Source organism: Streptomyces sp. NPDC016640, assembly GCF_043076215.1.
Classification (GTDB): Bacteria; Actinomycetota; Actinomycetes; order Streptomycetales; family Streptomycetaceae; genus Streptomyces.
Window position 1 is genome coordinate 187,184 of sequence record NZ_JBIBRG010000008.1, and the last position, 13,702, is coordinate 200,885.

A 13,702-nucleotide genomic window follows, 5' to 3' on the forward strand; every position below is an offset into this window, starting at 1 on the left:
ACTCCCGCGTGGCGGCACGTATCTGTGGGCCAAGGGTCAAGTCCCCACGGAGGAACCGTGACCACCACGCTCGCCGGCGGCCGCGCCGCCCGCCGCCAGACGATGCGGCGCATCCGTCCGCGCCGCTCCCCCGCCGTGCCCCTGCTGCTCGCCGTGGGCGCGGGCGCCGGGGCCGTGCTGTGGCTGTGGTGGAACAGCACACCGTCCATCGCCGGCACCACCGGGAGGATCGTCGCCGCGGGCCGGATCACCGGTCTGCTCGCCGGCTACCTGATGGCCCTGGTCGTGCTCCAGATGGCGCGGGTGCCCGCGCTGGAACGCCGGGTGGGTTCGGACCGGGTCGCCCGCTGGCACGCGATGAGCGGCCGTTACACCGTCTGCCTGGTCGTCGCCCATGTCTTCCTGATCATGTGGGGCTACGCCCGTCAGGCGGGCAGGAGCCTCGGCGGCATCGCACAGCAGACCGTCACCTCCGTCACCACGCTGCCGGACATGGGCAAGGCCGCCACCGGCACCGGGCTGCTGTTCGTGATCGCCCTCCTCTCCGTCGGCGGCATCCGGCGCCGGCTGCCGTACGACGGCTGGTACCACGTGCACCTGCTCACCTACGCGGCGGTCTACCTGACGTTCTGGCACCAGATCACCACCGGCAACGAGTTCGCCGTCGAACCGTCCGCGAAGACCTTCTGGTACGGGCTCTACGGCACCGTGACCGCGCTGGTCCTGTGGTACCGGATCATCACCCCGCTGCGGCTGAACCTGCGGCACCGAATGCGGGTCGAGGCGGTCGTCGAGGAGACGCCGGGCATCGTGTCGGTGCTGATCGGCGGGCGCAGGCTGCACCGGATGGGCGCGGAGGCCGGGCAGTTCTTCCGCTGGCGGTTCCTGGCGCCCGGGATGCGGTTCAGCTCCCACCCGTACTCCCTGTCGGCGGCGCCCCGCCCGGACATGCTGCGGATCACGGTGAAGGCGATCGGCGACCACAGCTCCCGGCTGCGCGAACTGCAACCCGGCACACGCGTCTGGGCGGAGGGCCCGTACGGGGCGCTGACCGCGCAGCGCCGCAGCCGCGGCAAGGTGCTGCTGGTCGCGGGCGGCGTGGGCATCACCCCGATGCGGGCGCTGTTCGAGACGCTGCCCGGCGCCTCCGGTGACATCACCCTGCTCTACCGCGCCACCAGCACGCAGGACCTGGCGCTGTGGGGCGAGCTGGCCAGGATCGCCGACGAGCGCGGAGCCCGCCTGATGTACGCGGTGAACAGCCCCGGCGGGGAGCGCCCCGACATCTCGGCGGAGAGCCTGCGGCGGAAGATCCCGGACGTCGACCGGCACGACGTCTTCATGTGCGGGCCGCCCGGGTTCGCCCGGTCGGTGTACGAGGCACTGCGCGGCGCCGGGGTTCCCGCCCGCCGTATCCATCACGAGTCGTTCGAGATGTGAGCGACGGGTCGTCCACACCCTTCAGGAGCCTGAGTAGCGATGAGGAAGTCCCACCCCGTCCGGCGCGTCGTGCTCGCGACCGCCGCCACCGTCTCCGGGATCGTGCTGCTGCTGTCGCTCAAGCCGGCCTCCGATCCGGGCTCGGCCGCCGCGGCCGGCGGCGCGGTCCCGCCCGCGGCGGCCCGGTCCCCGCAGGGCGGCGCCCAGGCCATCGCGGACGGCACGGCCACCGGGGACGCGGCACGCACCCGGTACGGCGCGGTGCAGGTCCGTCTGACGGTGAGCGGCGGGAAGATCACCAAGGCCGAGGCGGTCCGGGCCCCCAAGGGCGGCCGGAGCGATCGGATCACCTCCGACGCCGTGCCCAGACTGAACCGGGCGGCCGTCTCGGCGCAGGGCGCGGAGATCGACGCGGTGTCGGGGGCCACCTACACCAGCGCCGGGTACCGGCAGTCGCTCCAGTCGGCGCTGGACAAGGCGCGGGCGGCCGGGTCATCCGGGTCGCCCGGGTCATCCGGGTCGCCCGGGCCCTCGCAGCCGGCCGGTCCCGGGCAGGGGTCCGGGGACGGCGCCGGAGAGGCGCGGGCCCGGACGGTCACCGGGGACGTGGCACAGACGCAGTACGGACCCGTCCAGGTCCGGGTCACCGTCAGCGGCGGGAGGATCACCGGGGCCGAGGCGGTCCGGGCGCCCGGGGGCGGCCGGAGCGATCGGATCACCTCCGACGCCGTACCGAAGCCCAACCGGGCGGCGGTGGCGGCCGGGAGCGCGGAGATCGACGCGGTGTCGGGGGCCACCTACACCAGCGCCGGGTACCGGCAGTCGCTCCAGTCGGCGCTGGACCGGGCCGGTGGCTGACCGGGGGGCCGGCCCCGCGGAGGCTCCCGCCGCGGTGCGTCGTACGGAGGAGACGATGGGCACCGTCTTCTCCTTCGACGTCCGCGGCGGGGATCCCGCCGCGGTGCGCGCGGCGCTGGAGGAGGCGGTCGCCGGCCTGCGCCGCGTCGACGAGATGTTCAGCACCTACCGCGACGACAGCCAGGTGTCCCGGCTGGCGCGCGGTGAACTGGCCGTCGGGGAGTGCGGTCCCGAGGTCGCCGAGGTGCTGGAACTGGCCGCCGAGGCGGAGCGGGTGAGCGAGGGCTGGTTCAGTCCCCGCTACGGGGGCCGTCTGGACCCGACCGGGATCGTGAAGGGCTGGGCCACCGAGCGGGCGGCACGGCGGCTCGCCGAGGCCGGGGCGACGGGCGTGAACCTCAACGGCGGCGGCGACGTCCAGCTGCTGGGTGCGCCGGGTGCGCAGCGGCCCTGGCGGGTCGGTGTGTCGGACCCGCTGCGCCCCGGCGGTCTCGCCGCCGTCGTCTCCGCCGCCGGCGCGGACGAGCTGGCCGTGGCCACCTCCGGCACCGCCGAACGCGGCGATCACATCGTCGACCCCCGCACGGGCCGCTCCGCGGTCACCGACCTGGTCGCCGTGACGGTCGTGGCGCCCCGCCTGACGTGGGCCGACTGCTGGGCCACCGCGGCCTTCGCGATGGGGTCGCGGGAGGGGCTGCGGTGGCTGGAGTCCCTGCCGGACGTCGAGGGCCTGCTCATCACGGCGGGGGACGAGGTCCGGTGCACCGGGGGGCTGGCCGCCCGCCTGGGCTGAGGCGACGGTGCGCCCACCCACGTTCGCGGGGTGCCCGCCCCGGCTCCTCCCGGCTCTTCGAAGCCCTGGGGTACGCCCGTGCCGCCCGGGAGATGCGCCCCGGGCCGTTCGGGCACGACCGGGCCGGCCGCCGCCGACGGCTGCACGGCACCCCCCGCAGGGGCGCGGGAAACCGCCCGGCCGGTCACCGGCCCGCCCGCGGCCCGCGGACCCGCCCCCTTCAGTGGCCGTTCTGCGCCAGCCGCAGCAGGTGTTCGGCCAGCGCCTGCCCGCCCGCCGGCTCCCTGCTGATCAGCAGCAGCGTGTCGTCACCGGCGATGGTGCCGAGGATGTCGTGCAGTTCCGCCTGGTCGATGGCGGAGGCGAGGAACTGGGCCGCGCCGGGCGGGGTGCGCAGGACGACGAGGTTCGCCGAGGCCTCCGCGGAGATCAGCAGTTCCTGGGAGAGCCGCCGCATCCGCTCCTCCTTGGCCGACCCTCCCAGCGGCGCGCGCGGGGTCCTGAAGCCCCCTTCGCTCGGCACCGCGTAGATCAGGTCGCCGTCGGTGTTGCGGATCTTCACCGCGTTCAGCTCGTCCAGATCCCGGGAGAGCGTCGCCTGGGTGACGCTCAGCCCGTCGTCGGCGAGCAGCTTCGCCAGCTGGCTCTGCGAGCGCACCGGCTGCCGGTTGAGGATGTCCACGATCCGGCGGTGGCGTGCGGTGCGCGTCTGCGGCACGGCAGGCCCCTGCTGCCCCTGGTCCTGCTCCTGGCTCATCGTCGTCTCATTCTCCGGATCGTCCTTCCCCGCCCGGCCTGCCGGCCCCGTCGAGGATGCCGGGCAGCGCCCCGAGGAAGGCGTCCACCGCGTCGTCCCCGAGGGTCAGCGGCGGCATGAGCCGTACGACATCGGGGGCGGGCGCGTTCACGAGGAATCCGGCGTCCTGAGCCGCCTGTTGCACCTGGGGTGCGAGCGGCCCGGTGAGCACGATACCCAGGAGGAGGCCCGCGCCCCGGACATGGTCGACCAGACCGTGGCCGAGCGCCTCGATCCCCTGGCGGAGTTTCTCGCCCTGCCGCTTGACGTTCTCCAGCAGCCCGTCGTTCGCGATGGTGTCGAGAACGGCGAGTCCGGCGGCGCAGGCGACCGGGTTGCCGCCGAAGGTGGTGCCGTGGTGGCCGGGCCGCAGCAGGTCCGCGGCGCGCCCGAAGGCGACGGTGGCGCCGAGCGGCAGCCCGCCGCCCAGCCCCTTGGCGAGGGTGACGACGTCCGGCAGGACGCCCTCGTGGGCCTGGTACTCGAACCAGTTGCCGGTACGGCCGACACCGGTCTGCACCTCGTCCAGCACGAGCAGCGCGCCGGTGGCCGCGGTGATGGCGCGGACCGCCTTCAGATACCCGGGCGGGGGGACGACGACGCCGTTCTCGCCCTGGATCGGCTCGACGACCACCAGCGCGGTGTCCTCGGTGACCGCGGCGGCCAGCGCCTGCGCGTCGCCGTAGGGGACGTGGGTGACGTCCCCGGGCAGCGGCAGGAAGGGCTCCCGCTTGGCGGGCTGGCCGGTCAGCGCGAGGGCGCCCATGGTGCGGCCGTGGAAGCCGCCGTCGGTGGCGACCATGTGGGTCCGCCCGGTCAGCCGGCCGATCTTGAACGCGGCCTCGTTGGCCTCGGCACCCGAGTTGCAGAAGTAGACCCTGCCGTCGCGGCCGAAGAGCTGGACCAGCCGTTCGGCCAGTGCCACGGGCGGCTCGGCGACGAACAGGTTGGAGACGTGTCCCAGGGAGGCGATCTGCCGGCTCACGGCCTCGACCACCGCCGGGTGGGCGTGGCCGAGCGCGTTGACGGCGATCCCGCCCACGAAGTCGGCGTACTCCCTGCCGTCGGCGTCCCACACGCGCGCGCCCTCGCCGCGCACGAGGGGCAGCCGCGGGGTGCCGTAGTTGTTCATGAGCGCGCCCTGCCACCGGGTGGTCAGTTCCCGGTTGCCCATGACGCTGTCCGCGTCGCCCACGGCGTTGCTCACGACTCCCCCTGTTCGTCGGGCACGACCATCGTGCCGATGCCCTCGTCCGTGAAGATCTCCAGCAGGATCGAGTGCTGGACCCGGCCGTCGATGACGCGGGCGGTGGTGACGCCGTTGCGCACGGCGTGCAGACACCCCTCCATCTTCGGCACCATGCCGGAGGACAGCTCCGGCAGGAGTTTCTCGAGCTGGGACGCGGTGAGGCGGCTGATCACCTCGTCGGAGTCCGGCCAGTCCTCGTAGAGCCCCTCGACGTCCGTGAGGACCATGAGGGTCTCGGCGCCCAGTGCGGCGGCGAGCGCCGCGGCCGCCGTGTCGGCGTTGACGTTGTAGACGTGGTGGTCGTCCTGGCTGCGGGCGATCGAGGAGACGACCGGGATACGGCCGTCGGCGAGGAGCGCCTCGATCGCGCCCGTGTCGATGCCGGTGATCTCGCCCACCCGCCCGATGTCGACCGGTTCGCCGTCGATCAGGGGCTGGTGCCTGGTCGCGGTGAGGGTGTGGGCGTCCTCGCCGGTGAGGCCGACGGCGAGCGGTCCGTGCCGGTTCAGCAGCCCGACCAGTTCCCGCTGCACCTGTCCGGCCAGCACCATGCGGACGACGTCCATGGCGTCCTCGGTGGTGACGCGCAGGCCGGCCCTGAACTCGCTGGCGATGCCGTGCCTGTCGAGCGCGGCGCTGATCTGGGGGCCGCCGCCGTGCACGACGACCGGTTTGAGGCCGGCGTGCCGCAGGAAGACCACGTCCTGGGCGAAGGCGGCCTTGAGGTCCTCGTCCACCATGGCGTTCCCGCCGAACTTGATGACGACGGTCTTCCCGTGGTGCCGGGTGAGCCAGGGCAGGGCCTCGACGAGGATCCGGGCCTTGGGCAGCGCGGTGTGCTTACGCGTGGTGGTCATGAGGAGTAGGCGCTGTTCTCGTGGACGTAGTCGGCGGTGAGGTCGTTGGTCCAGATGGTGGCGGTCTGCCCGCCGGCGGCGAGGTCGGCGACGATGTGCACCTCGCGGTAGCGCATGTCGACCAGTTCGCGGTCCTCGCCGACGGCGCCGTTCCTGCACACCCAGACGCCGTTGATGGCGACGTTGAGTTCGTCGGGCTCGAAGGCGGCCGTCGTCGTCCCGATGGCGGAGAGGACGCGGCCCCAGTTGGGGTCCTCCCCGTGGATGGCGCACTTGAGGAGGTTGTTGCGGGCGATGGAGCGTCCCACCTCGACGGCGTCGTCCTCGGTCGCGGCGTTGATCACCTCGACCTTGATGTCCTTGCCGGCGCCCTCGGCGTCACGGATGAGCTGCTGCCCGAGGTCGTCGCAGACGGCGCGTACGGCCTCGGCGAACTCGGCGTAGGCCGGGGTGACTTCGGCGGCGCCGGAGGCGAGCAGCAGCACGGTGTCGTTGGTGGACATGCAGCCGTCGGAGTCGACCCGGTCGAAGGTGACCTTCGTGGCGGCGCGCAGGGCCTTGTCGAGGGTCGCGCTGTCGAGGTCGGCGTCGGTGGTGAGGACGACGAGCATGGTGGCGAGGCCGGGGGCGAGCATGCCGGCGCCCTTGGCCATGCCGCCGACGGTCCAGCCGTCCCTGGTGACGACGGACGTCTTGTGCACGGTGTCGGTGGTCTTGATGGCGATGGCGGCCTTCTCGCCGCCGTGCTCGGAGAGCGCGGCGGCGGCCGCCTCGATGCCGGGGAGCAGCTTGTCCATGGGCAGCAGGACGCCGATGAGTCCCGTCGAGCAGACGGCGACCTCGCCCGCGCCGGTGCCGAGCACCCCGGCGGCCTTCTCGGCGGTGGCGTGGGTGTCCTGGAAGCCCTTCGGGCCCGTGCAGGCGTTGGCGCCACCGGAGTTGAGGACGACGGCGGACAGCTGCCCGCTCCTCAGCACCTGCTCGGACCAGAGCACGGGCGCCGCCTTGACGCGGTTGGAGGTGAAGACGCCGGCGGCGGCGCGGCGGGGGCCGTTGTTGACCACGAGGGCCAGGTCGGGGTTGCCGTTCTCCTTGATCCCGGCGGCGATGCCCGCCGCCGTGAATCCCTTCGCTGCCGTCACACTCACGGCGCAACTCCGATCGTCGTCAGTCCCGTGGTCTCGTCGAGGCCCAGGGCGATGTTCATGCTCTGCAGGGCACCGCCCGCGGTGCCCTTGGTGAGGTTGTCGATGGCGCTGATCGCGATGATCCGTCCCGCGGCCGCGTCGTACGCGACCTGCACCTGAACGGCGTTGGAACCCTGGACGGACCCGGTGGCGGGCCACTGGCCCTCGGGGAGCAGGTGGACGAAGGGCTCGTCGGCGAAGGCCTTCTCGTAGGCGGCCCGCACGGACTCGGCGGTGACGCCGGGGAGCGCCTTCGCGCTGCACGTGGCGAGGATGCCGCGGGGCATCGGGGCGAGGGTCGGGGTGAAGGACACGGAGACGCGCTCGCCCGCCGCCGCGCTGAGGTTCTGGATCATCTCGGGGGTGTGCCGGTGTCCGCCGCCCACGCCGTACGGCGCCATGGAGCCCATGACCTCCGAGCCCAGCAGGTGCGGCTTGGGCGCCTTGCCGGCGCCGGAGGTCCCCGACGCGGCGACGATCACCGCCTCCGCCTCGGCGAGTCCGGCCGCGTACGCCGGGAAGAGGGCCAGCGAGACGGCGGTCGGGTAGCAGCCGGGCACCGCGACGCGCCCGGAACCCTCCAGCGCGGCGCGGGCACCCGGCAGTTCCGGCAAGCCGTAGGGCCAGGTACCGGCGTGCGGGGAGCCGTAGAACCGCTCCCAGTCGGCGGCGTCCTCCAGCCGGAAGTCGGCGCCCATGTCGATCACGAGGACCTCGGGGCCGAGCTGCTCGGCGACGGCGGCGGACCGGCCGTGCGGCAGCGCGAGGAAGACGACCTCGTGTCCGGCGAGGACCTCGGGCGTGGTCGGCTCCAGGACCCGGTCGGCGAGCGGCAGCAGGTGCGGTTGCAGCGCGCCGAGCCGCCGGCCGGCGCTGGAGTTGCCGGTCAGGGAGCCGATCTCGACCTCGGGGTGGGTGAGCAGCAGACGCAGCAGTTCGCCGCCCGCGTATCCACTCGCTCCGGCCACCGCGGCACGTACGGTCATGGAACCTCCTCCTCGATGGCATGACTATACGTTTCGCTGCACGTTTATGCAATGCCGTGCGGTGTCGCGGCTCCGGGACGGTGCGACCGGGTGTTCCGGCCGGCCGGTGACGGGTGGGTCACCGAAACGGCTCCCGCGGCCGCGGAATGCCTGCCATGCTGGGGCACCGCCGTCCCCCGTCCGTCGTGCGCGGCGTCGTCACGGCCGGGCCGAGCGGCCCGCACGGACGGCACGGGATCGCGGAGAACCGCGTACGACCATGCGGTGGAGGCGTTTTCAGGAGGTGCGGCACAGTGTCGGACGGTGTTCGGCGGGTTCGTCCCGTCATGCGGCCCGTGGTGCGGGAGACGTACGGTCCGGCCGATCTGAGCGGCCAGCGGAGCTTCGCCGGGGGATTCATCAACTTCGGGTACTGGCGAGCCGTGGACCTGGGCCTGCCGCTCAGCGAGGTGGAGCGGATCCGCAGCCAGGAGGACCTCTACCGGCGCGTCCTGGACGCCGCCGGGTCACCGCCAGGGCCGAAGGTCCTGGAAGTGGGCTGCGGGCTCGGCATGGGATGCGCGGTGACCCTGCGGGAACACGGCTCCGCCGCGGTCACCGGCATGGACATCCATCCGGAGCAGCTGCGGCGGGCGCGCGACGCGCATGCCGAGCTGCTCCGGCAGGAGCCGGCACGGCTGCGGTTCGTCCAGGGGGCCGCGGAGAGCATGCCCGTGGAAGACGGTGGGTTCGACGCCGTCATCAGCGTGGAGGCCGCTCAGCACTTCCCGGATCTCGGCGCCTTCGCGGCGGAGACGTGGCGGGTGCTGCGACCGGGTGGCCGGGTGGCCGTCGCCAGCTTCTTCACCGTGGACGACGCGCCCGGCCGGCCCGAGGAACTCGCACGGCTGCTGGATTCGTACGCGAGCGGCCTGGACATCGCACGGCCGGTGAGGGCGCTCGCCGACGCGTTCGCGGAGGCCGGGCTCACGGGCGTGCGCGTCGAGTCGATCGGGCCGCAGGTATGGCCGGGGTGGGACCTCTGGCTCAGCCGGTGGTGGGCCCCGGGGACCTGGCCGCGCAACTTCCTGCGCGCCTACGAACAGGGGATCCTCGACTACTACCTCGTCACGGCGGACCGGCCGGGACGGAACGCCGGCGCCGGGACGGCCGCCGCGGCTCCGGGTCCGTGAGGGCGGCGGCCCGGCGGCGTCCTTCAGCGCGACCGTGAGGCAACCGCCGTCCCCGGCGCGCGCCCGCACGGAGAAATCGCATCGCCCGCCCCGCTCCGCCCGGATACCGGTGTCGTACCCGGCATCGGTGACGGAGGAGCCGGCACCGAGGGAGAGGTGGTTGCGGTTGCGGTTGCGCTCGTGGAGCCGTCCGGAGTCGCTCACCGCCTCGGCCGTGCCGGCCACCGGCCAGGAGGCCGGGGGCGCGTACGCGCCGTTGTCGACGGTGGAGTACTCCGTGGACGACACCCGAGCGTTCGAAGCGCCGGCCATCGGCCGGCGCTTCGAACGGCAAGATGGGGAGGAGGCAGGAGCACGTCGATGGGTCGTGCGCCGACGCAAGAGCACGGAGAACGGAACGGGATGGGCGAGTTCTGGCCGGTGCCCGACACACTGGACTACCTGAACGGCCGCTGGCGGGCGGAGCGGAGCGTGCGCGACCTGGCGAGCGGCGACCGGGGGCGCTTCGAGGGGACCGTCGTTTTCGGCCCGCTGGAGGGCGGCGGCCTGCTGCAGCGGGAGTCCGGCGACTTCACCTGGCGGGGCGTCACCCGGCCCGCCGGGCGGACCCTGCGCTTCCTCCCCGGGCCGGACGGCACGGCGGACGTACGGTTCGCGGACGGCCGCCCGTTCCACGACCTGGACCTGCGCGCCGGCCGGTACGTCGCCGGCCACCCCTGCTCGGCGGACCTCTACCGGGGGGAGTTCACCGTGCGCGACGCGGACCACTGGCGGACGGTCTGGCGGGTGCGCGGTCCCGCCAAGGACCTGGAGCTGATCACCGGCTACGCGCGCGTGGCCTGAGCGGATACCCCCTCCGGACGCAGGCTCCACCGGCCCGCCCGGCCGGCGACGCCGATCGTCGACAGCGGGCGGACGTCGATGTTCCGGTAGGCGGCGGGCGGTGCCTTCAGCACATGGACCAGCGCCGCAAGGACGCGGCGGGACAAGCCGCCCGAAACGGGGGGCACGGCCCTGGTGCCGGTCATTCGTGGGTGAGCGCCATCCAGTGGTCCGGCCGGTCCAGCGGGCGGAACCCGAGCCTGGCGTAGACACCGTGCGCGTCGTGCGTGGCGAGCATGACGCGCTTCACCCCGCAGGACCGCAGTTCCTCCCGCACGGCCGCCACCAGGGCCGTGCCGAGGCCCTTGCCCCGCGCCGACGGGTCGACGTACACATCGCACAGCCAGGCGAAGGTCGCCCGGTCGGTGACGACCCGGGCGTACGCCGCCTGCTCCCCCGAGACCGTGTCGTAGACGCCGAAGTTGAGCGAGCCCTCGATCGCCCGGTCCTGCTTCTCACGGGGGCGGCCCAGCGCCCAGTACGCGTCGGTGGACAGCCACCGGTGCACCCGTCCGGCGTCGATGCGGGCGCGGTCGGCGGAGATCTCGTAGCCCTCGGGCAGGCGCGGAAGGTCGGTCATGGCGGGATGCTCGCAGGTCGCGCGGTCCGGCGTCGAGCCGTTATCCGAGCTGTCCCGGCACCTCGTCGCAGGCGGTGCGCAGGCGCCGTACGCCTTCCGCGATCTCCCCGGTGCCGGCCACCGCCGCGAAGCTCAGCCGCAGGTGTCCGGCCGGGGGTTCGGCGCTGAAGTAGGGGCGGCCGGGGGTGACGGCGACGCCCGCGCGCAGGGCGGCGGCGGTGAGAGCCGTCTCGGCCGTGCCGTCCGGCAGCCGCAGCCACAGGTGGTAGCCGCCGGACGGGATGTGCGGCAGGGCGAGTCGGGGCAGGTGCAGGCGGAGCGCGGCGGTCATCGCCTCCCGGCGGGCCCGCAGGGCGGCCGAGACCGCGCGCAGATGGCGCGGCCAGGCGGGCGAGCCGACGAGTTCCAGGGTGGCCTCCTGGAGCGGGCGGGGCACGAAGAAGGTGTCGACCACCTGGATGGCCCGCAGCCGCTCCAGCACCGGGCCGTGCGCGACCAGGGCGCTCACCCGGAAGCTGGGCGAGGTCGCCTTGGTCAGTGAGCAGACGTGCACCACGACCCCGTCGGGATCGTCGGCGGCGAGCGGGCGCGGCAGCGGACCCGCGTCCTCGTGCACCAGCCGCCGGACGAAGTCGTCCTCGACGACGAAGGCGCCCGCCGCGCGGGCGATGCGCAGCACCTCGCCGCGCCGCTCGGGTGCGAGCACGGCGCCGGTCGGGTTCTGGAACAGCGGCTGGCAGACGAGGACCCGGGCGCCGGTCGCCTTGAACGCGTCGGCGAGCAGCGCGGGCCGTATCCCGTCCGCGTCCACCGGGACGGGCACCGGGCGCAGTCCGGCCGCGCGGGCGATGGCCAGCATGCCCGGGTAGGTGGGCGACTCGACGAGCACGGGGGCACCCGGCGGGGCGAGTGCGCGCAGGGCGGTGGTCAGCGCGGACTGCCCGCCCGAGGTGACCAGCACGCCCGCCGCGGTCACCGGCCCGCCGACCTCGCGCGCGAACCACTCGCGCAGCTCCGGCAGCCCCTCCACGGGCGGGCGCCCCCAGGCGCCCGGCCGGCGTCCGGCCCGGGACAGCGCGGCCGCCATCGCCCGTTCCGGCTGCAGGCAGGGGTGCAGATAGCCGCCGTTGAACTCGATCACCCCGGGCGGCGGCGCGGCGAGCGAGACCAGTACGCCGGAGGCGTCCACCGAGCGCGGTACGAGGTCGGCGGCGCCGTCCGCGCTGAGGGCGACCTCCTGCCAGGAGGTGTCCCCCGCGGGGGCACCCGCGGCGCGTGGCCGCGCGCGGAAGGCGCCTGCGCCGGGCCGGGTGACCACCAGTCCCTCGGCGGCGAGCCGCGCCAGCGCCCGGGAGACGGTCACGGGGCTCACCCGGTACCGCTCCACCAGGGCCCGACTGGACGGCAGCTTCCCTCCGGGAGAGTAGCGGTCCAGCTCCTGCCGCAGTCGATCCGCCAGTTCGCCCACGCTGCTACGCTGCTGCATGAGAGCACAGAGTAGCGCTACCACCGCATCGGCGATAGCGGTCCCCGCCTCCCGGGACGGCCGCGGCCTCGGCACCCTCCAGGCCGCCCTCGGCGTCGTCGCCTTCTCCCTCACCTTCCCGGCCACCGCATGGGGCCTCGAGGGCTTCGGCCCGTGGTCGCTGGTGGCGGTGCGCAGTGTGCTCGCGGCGGTGATCGCGGGCGGCTGCCTGCTCGCCCTGCGCGTCCCCCTGCCGTCCCGGCAGCACCGGCCCGGGCTCGCCGTGGTCGGCGCCGGGGTGGTGATCGGCTTCCCGATGCTGACCACCCTGGCCCTTCAGACCTCGACCACCGCGCACGCCGCCGTCGTGGTGGGCCTCCTCCCGCTGACCACCGCGCTGCTGTCCGCCCTGCGCATGGGCACCCGGCCCTCGCGCGTCTTCTGGGTCGCCGCGCTCGCCGGGGCCGCCGCCGTCGTGGCGTTCACCGTGCAGCAGAGCGGAGGCGCGCTGACCACGGCCGACCTCTACCTGTTCGCGGCGCTCCTGGTGTGCGCGGCCGGATACACCGAGGGCGGCAGGCTGGCCCGGGTGATGCCGGGCTGGCAGGTGATCGGCTGGGCGCTGATGCTGTGCCTGCCGCTCGCCGTGCCCGCCGCCGCGATCGCGCTGAGCGTCGAGCCGGTGCGGCTGACCGCCCACAGCGTGACCGGCCTGCTGTGGGTGGCCGCGGGATCGCAGTTCCTCGGGCTGATCGTCTGGTACCGGGGCATGGCGGCCATCGGCATCCCCAGGGCCAGCCAGTTGCAGCTGGCGCAGCCGCTGCTCACACTGGTGTGGTCGGTGCTGCTGCTGAACGAGCACCTGACGGCGGCCGCTCCGCTGACGGCCGCGGCGGTGCTGGTGTGCATCGCCGTCACCCAGCGGGCACGCGGCTGAGGAGTCCTGCGGCCCGCCGCCGGGTGGCGGGCACCGTCGTGGACGCGAGGACACGGACCGCTGCTCCCGCGTTCGGTGAGGAGGCCCCGATGCGCGCAACCGAGGGTGACCAGCTTGTCCAGCACGGCAGGGTGGTCGGACAGCACGACAAGGTCGGCGAGATCGTCGAAGTGATGGGCCAGGAAGGGAACCCGCCCTACCGTGTCCGCTTCGAGGACGGTCACGAGGGCGTGTGCTCGCCCGGCCCCGACACCGAGATCCGGCACCGGGCGACGCGACAGCGCTAGGGGCCGTCCCCCCGCCCGGCGTCGGGCCGGGACAACGGGTGCGTCACCTCCGGCAGCCGCTTCCCGCCTGTCACGGCGAGACGTACGGGGCGGGCGGCACGCTCTTTCCGGCCTTGCCGCGTCGGCAGGACATCTCGCGGGACGCCCGGGCGTCCACCAGCCGTCAGGAGGTCCGCCCGAACGACTTCGGCCACGCGGGGGACCCTTTGCCCG

At 74.2% G+C, this 13,702-nt stretch carries 14 protein-coding genes and 1 pseudogene; 7 read left to right on the plus strand and 8 right to left on the minus strand.

All coding sequences use genetic code 11. The features are described 5' to 3' along the window. The first annotated feature begins 57 nt into the window (after window positions 1–57). The 3 genes from ACF07S_RS18670 to ACF07S_RS18680 are packed head-to-tail and all read left to right on the plus strand — an operon-like array spanning window position 58 to window position 3,091. Window positions 58–1,440, plus strand: a complete 1,383-nt coding sequence (locus tag ACF07S_RS18670) for a ferric reductase-like transmembrane domain-containing protein (RefSeq protein WP_391964502.1) — start codon at window positions 58–60, stop codon at window positions 1,438–1,440. A 39-nt stretch (window positions 1,441–1,479) separates the two neighbouring features. After that, on the plus strand, window positions 1,480–2,298 hold the full coding sequence (locus tag ACF07S_RS18675; RefSeq protein WP_391974604.1) for an FMN-binding protein: 819 nt from the start codon (window positions 1,480–1,482) through the stop codon (window positions 2,296–2,298). A 55-nt stretch (window positions 2,299–2,353) separates the two neighbouring features. Then, on the plus strand, window positions 2,354–3,091 hold the full coding sequence (locus ACF07S_RS18680; protein ID WP_391964503.1) for an FAD:protein FMN transferase: 738 nt from the start codon (window positions 2,354–2,356) through the stop codon (window positions 3,089–3,091). Window positions 3,092–3,311: 220 nt separating this feature from the next. Here ACF07S_RS18680 and ACF07S_RS18685 read toward each other — a convergent pair whose 3' ends face one another. Genes ACF07S_RS18685 through argC form a run of 5 tightly spaced genes read right to left on the minus strand, consistent with a single transcriptional unit; the run spans window position 3,312 to window position 8,166 of the window. Then, complete coding sequence (locus tag ACF07S_RS18685) at window positions 3,312–3,848, minus strand: arginine repressor (RefSeq protein ID WP_391964504.1); 537 nt, start codon at window positions 3,846–3,848, stop codon at window positions 3,312–3,314. Between the two features lie 7 nt (window positions 3,849–3,855). Next, a complete protein-coding gene (locus ACF07S_RS18690) occupies window positions 3,856–5,061 on the minus strand; it encodes an acetylornithine transaminase (RefSeq protein ID WP_391964686.1) in 1,206 nt (401 codons plus the stop codon). A 29-nt stretch (window positions 5,062–5,090) separates the two neighbouring features. Then, a complete protein-coding gene (argB, locus tag ACF07S_RS18695; RefSeq protein WP_391964505.1) occupies window positions 5,091–5,993 on the minus strand; it encodes an acetylglutamate kinase in 903 nt (300 codons plus the stop codon). Continuing rightward, window positions 5,990–7,141 carry a bifunctional glutamate N-acetyltransferase/amino-acid acetyltransferase ArgJ gene (gene argJ, locus ACF07S_RS18700; RefSeq protein ID WP_391964506.1) on the minus strand — a complete coding sequence of 384 codons (1,152 nt, stop codon included), beginning with the start codon at window positions 7,139–7,141 and terminating at the stop codon, window positions 5,990–5,992. The genes argB and argJ overlap by 4 nt, the downstream gene beginning before the upstream one ends. After that, window positions 7,138–8,166, minus strand: coding sequence for an N-acetyl-gamma-glutamyl-phosphate reductase (gene argC, locus ACF07S_RS18705; RefSeq protein WP_391974605.1), 1,029 nt, complete (start codon window positions 8,164–8,166; stop codon window positions 7,138–7,140). The genes argJ and argC overlap by 4 nt, the downstream gene beginning before the upstream one ends. A 326-nt stretch (window positions 8,167–8,492) precedes the next feature. Between argC and ACF07S_RS18710 the strand changes: the two genes are divergently transcribed. Then, the gene (locus tag ACF07S_RS18710; protein WP_391964508.1) at window positions 8,493–9,338 is read left to right on the plus strand and encodes a class I SAM-dependent methyltransferase; all 846 of its coding nucleotides are present in this window, start codon (window positions 8,493–8,495) and stop codon (window positions 9,336–9,338) included. A gap of 9 nt (window positions 9,339–9,347) precedes the next feature. On the opposite strand, the pseudogene ACF07S_RS18715 reads toward ACF07S_RS18710, so the two are convergent. Continuing rightward, window positions 9,348–9,620 (minus strand): annotated as a pseudogene (locus ACF07S_RS18715) (alpha-N-arabinofuranosidase); the annotation flags it as partial. A 120-nt stretch (window positions 9,621–9,740) separates the two neighbouring features. On the opposite strand from ACF07S_RS18715, the gene ACF07S_RS18720 reads away from it, so the two are divergent. Further along, entirely contained in the window at window positions 9,741–10,181 is a 441-nt protein-coding gene (locus tag ACF07S_RS18720; RefSeq protein WP_391974606.1) for a DUF6314 family protein, read from the plus strand. Window positions 10,182–10,362: 181 nt separating this feature from the next. Here ACF07S_RS18720 and ACF07S_RS18725 read toward each other — a convergent pair whose 3' ends face one another. Together ACF07S_RS18725 and ACF07S_RS18730 are read right to left on the minus strand one after the other, a co-directional pair. Then, a complete protein-coding gene (locus ACF07S_RS18725; protein ID WP_391964511.1) occupies window positions 10,363–10,800 on the minus strand; it encodes a GNAT family N-acetyltransferase in 438 nt (145 codons plus the stop codon). Between the two features lie 40 nt (window positions 10,801–10,840). After that, window positions 10,841–12,286: a PLP-dependent aminotransferase family protein gene (locus ACF07S_RS18730; protein WP_391964512.1), complete on the minus strand. Its 1,446-nt coding sequence runs from the start codon at window positions 12,284–12,286 to the stop codon at window positions 10,841–10,843. Between ACF07S_RS18730 and ACF07S_RS18735 the strand changes: the two genes are divergently transcribed. Both ACF07S_RS18735 and ACF07S_RS18740 read left to right on the plus strand, forming a co-directional pair. Further along, window positions 12,285–13,202 carry a DMT family transporter gene (locus ACF07S_RS18735; RefSeq protein WP_391974607.1) on the plus strand — a complete coding sequence of 306 codons (918 nt, stop codon included), beginning with the start codon at window positions 12,285–12,287 and terminating at the stop codon, window positions 13,200–13,202. The genes ACF07S_RS18730 and ACF07S_RS18735 overlap by 2 nt on opposite strands. A gap of 89 nt (window positions 13,203–13,291) precedes the next feature. Then, window positions 13,292–13,489, plus strand: coding sequence for a DUF1918 domain-containing protein (locus tag ACF07S_RS18740; protein WP_391964514.1), 198 nt, complete (start codon window positions 13,292–13,294; stop codon window positions 13,487–13,489). Window positions 13,490–13,702 lie beyond the last annotated feature (213 nt).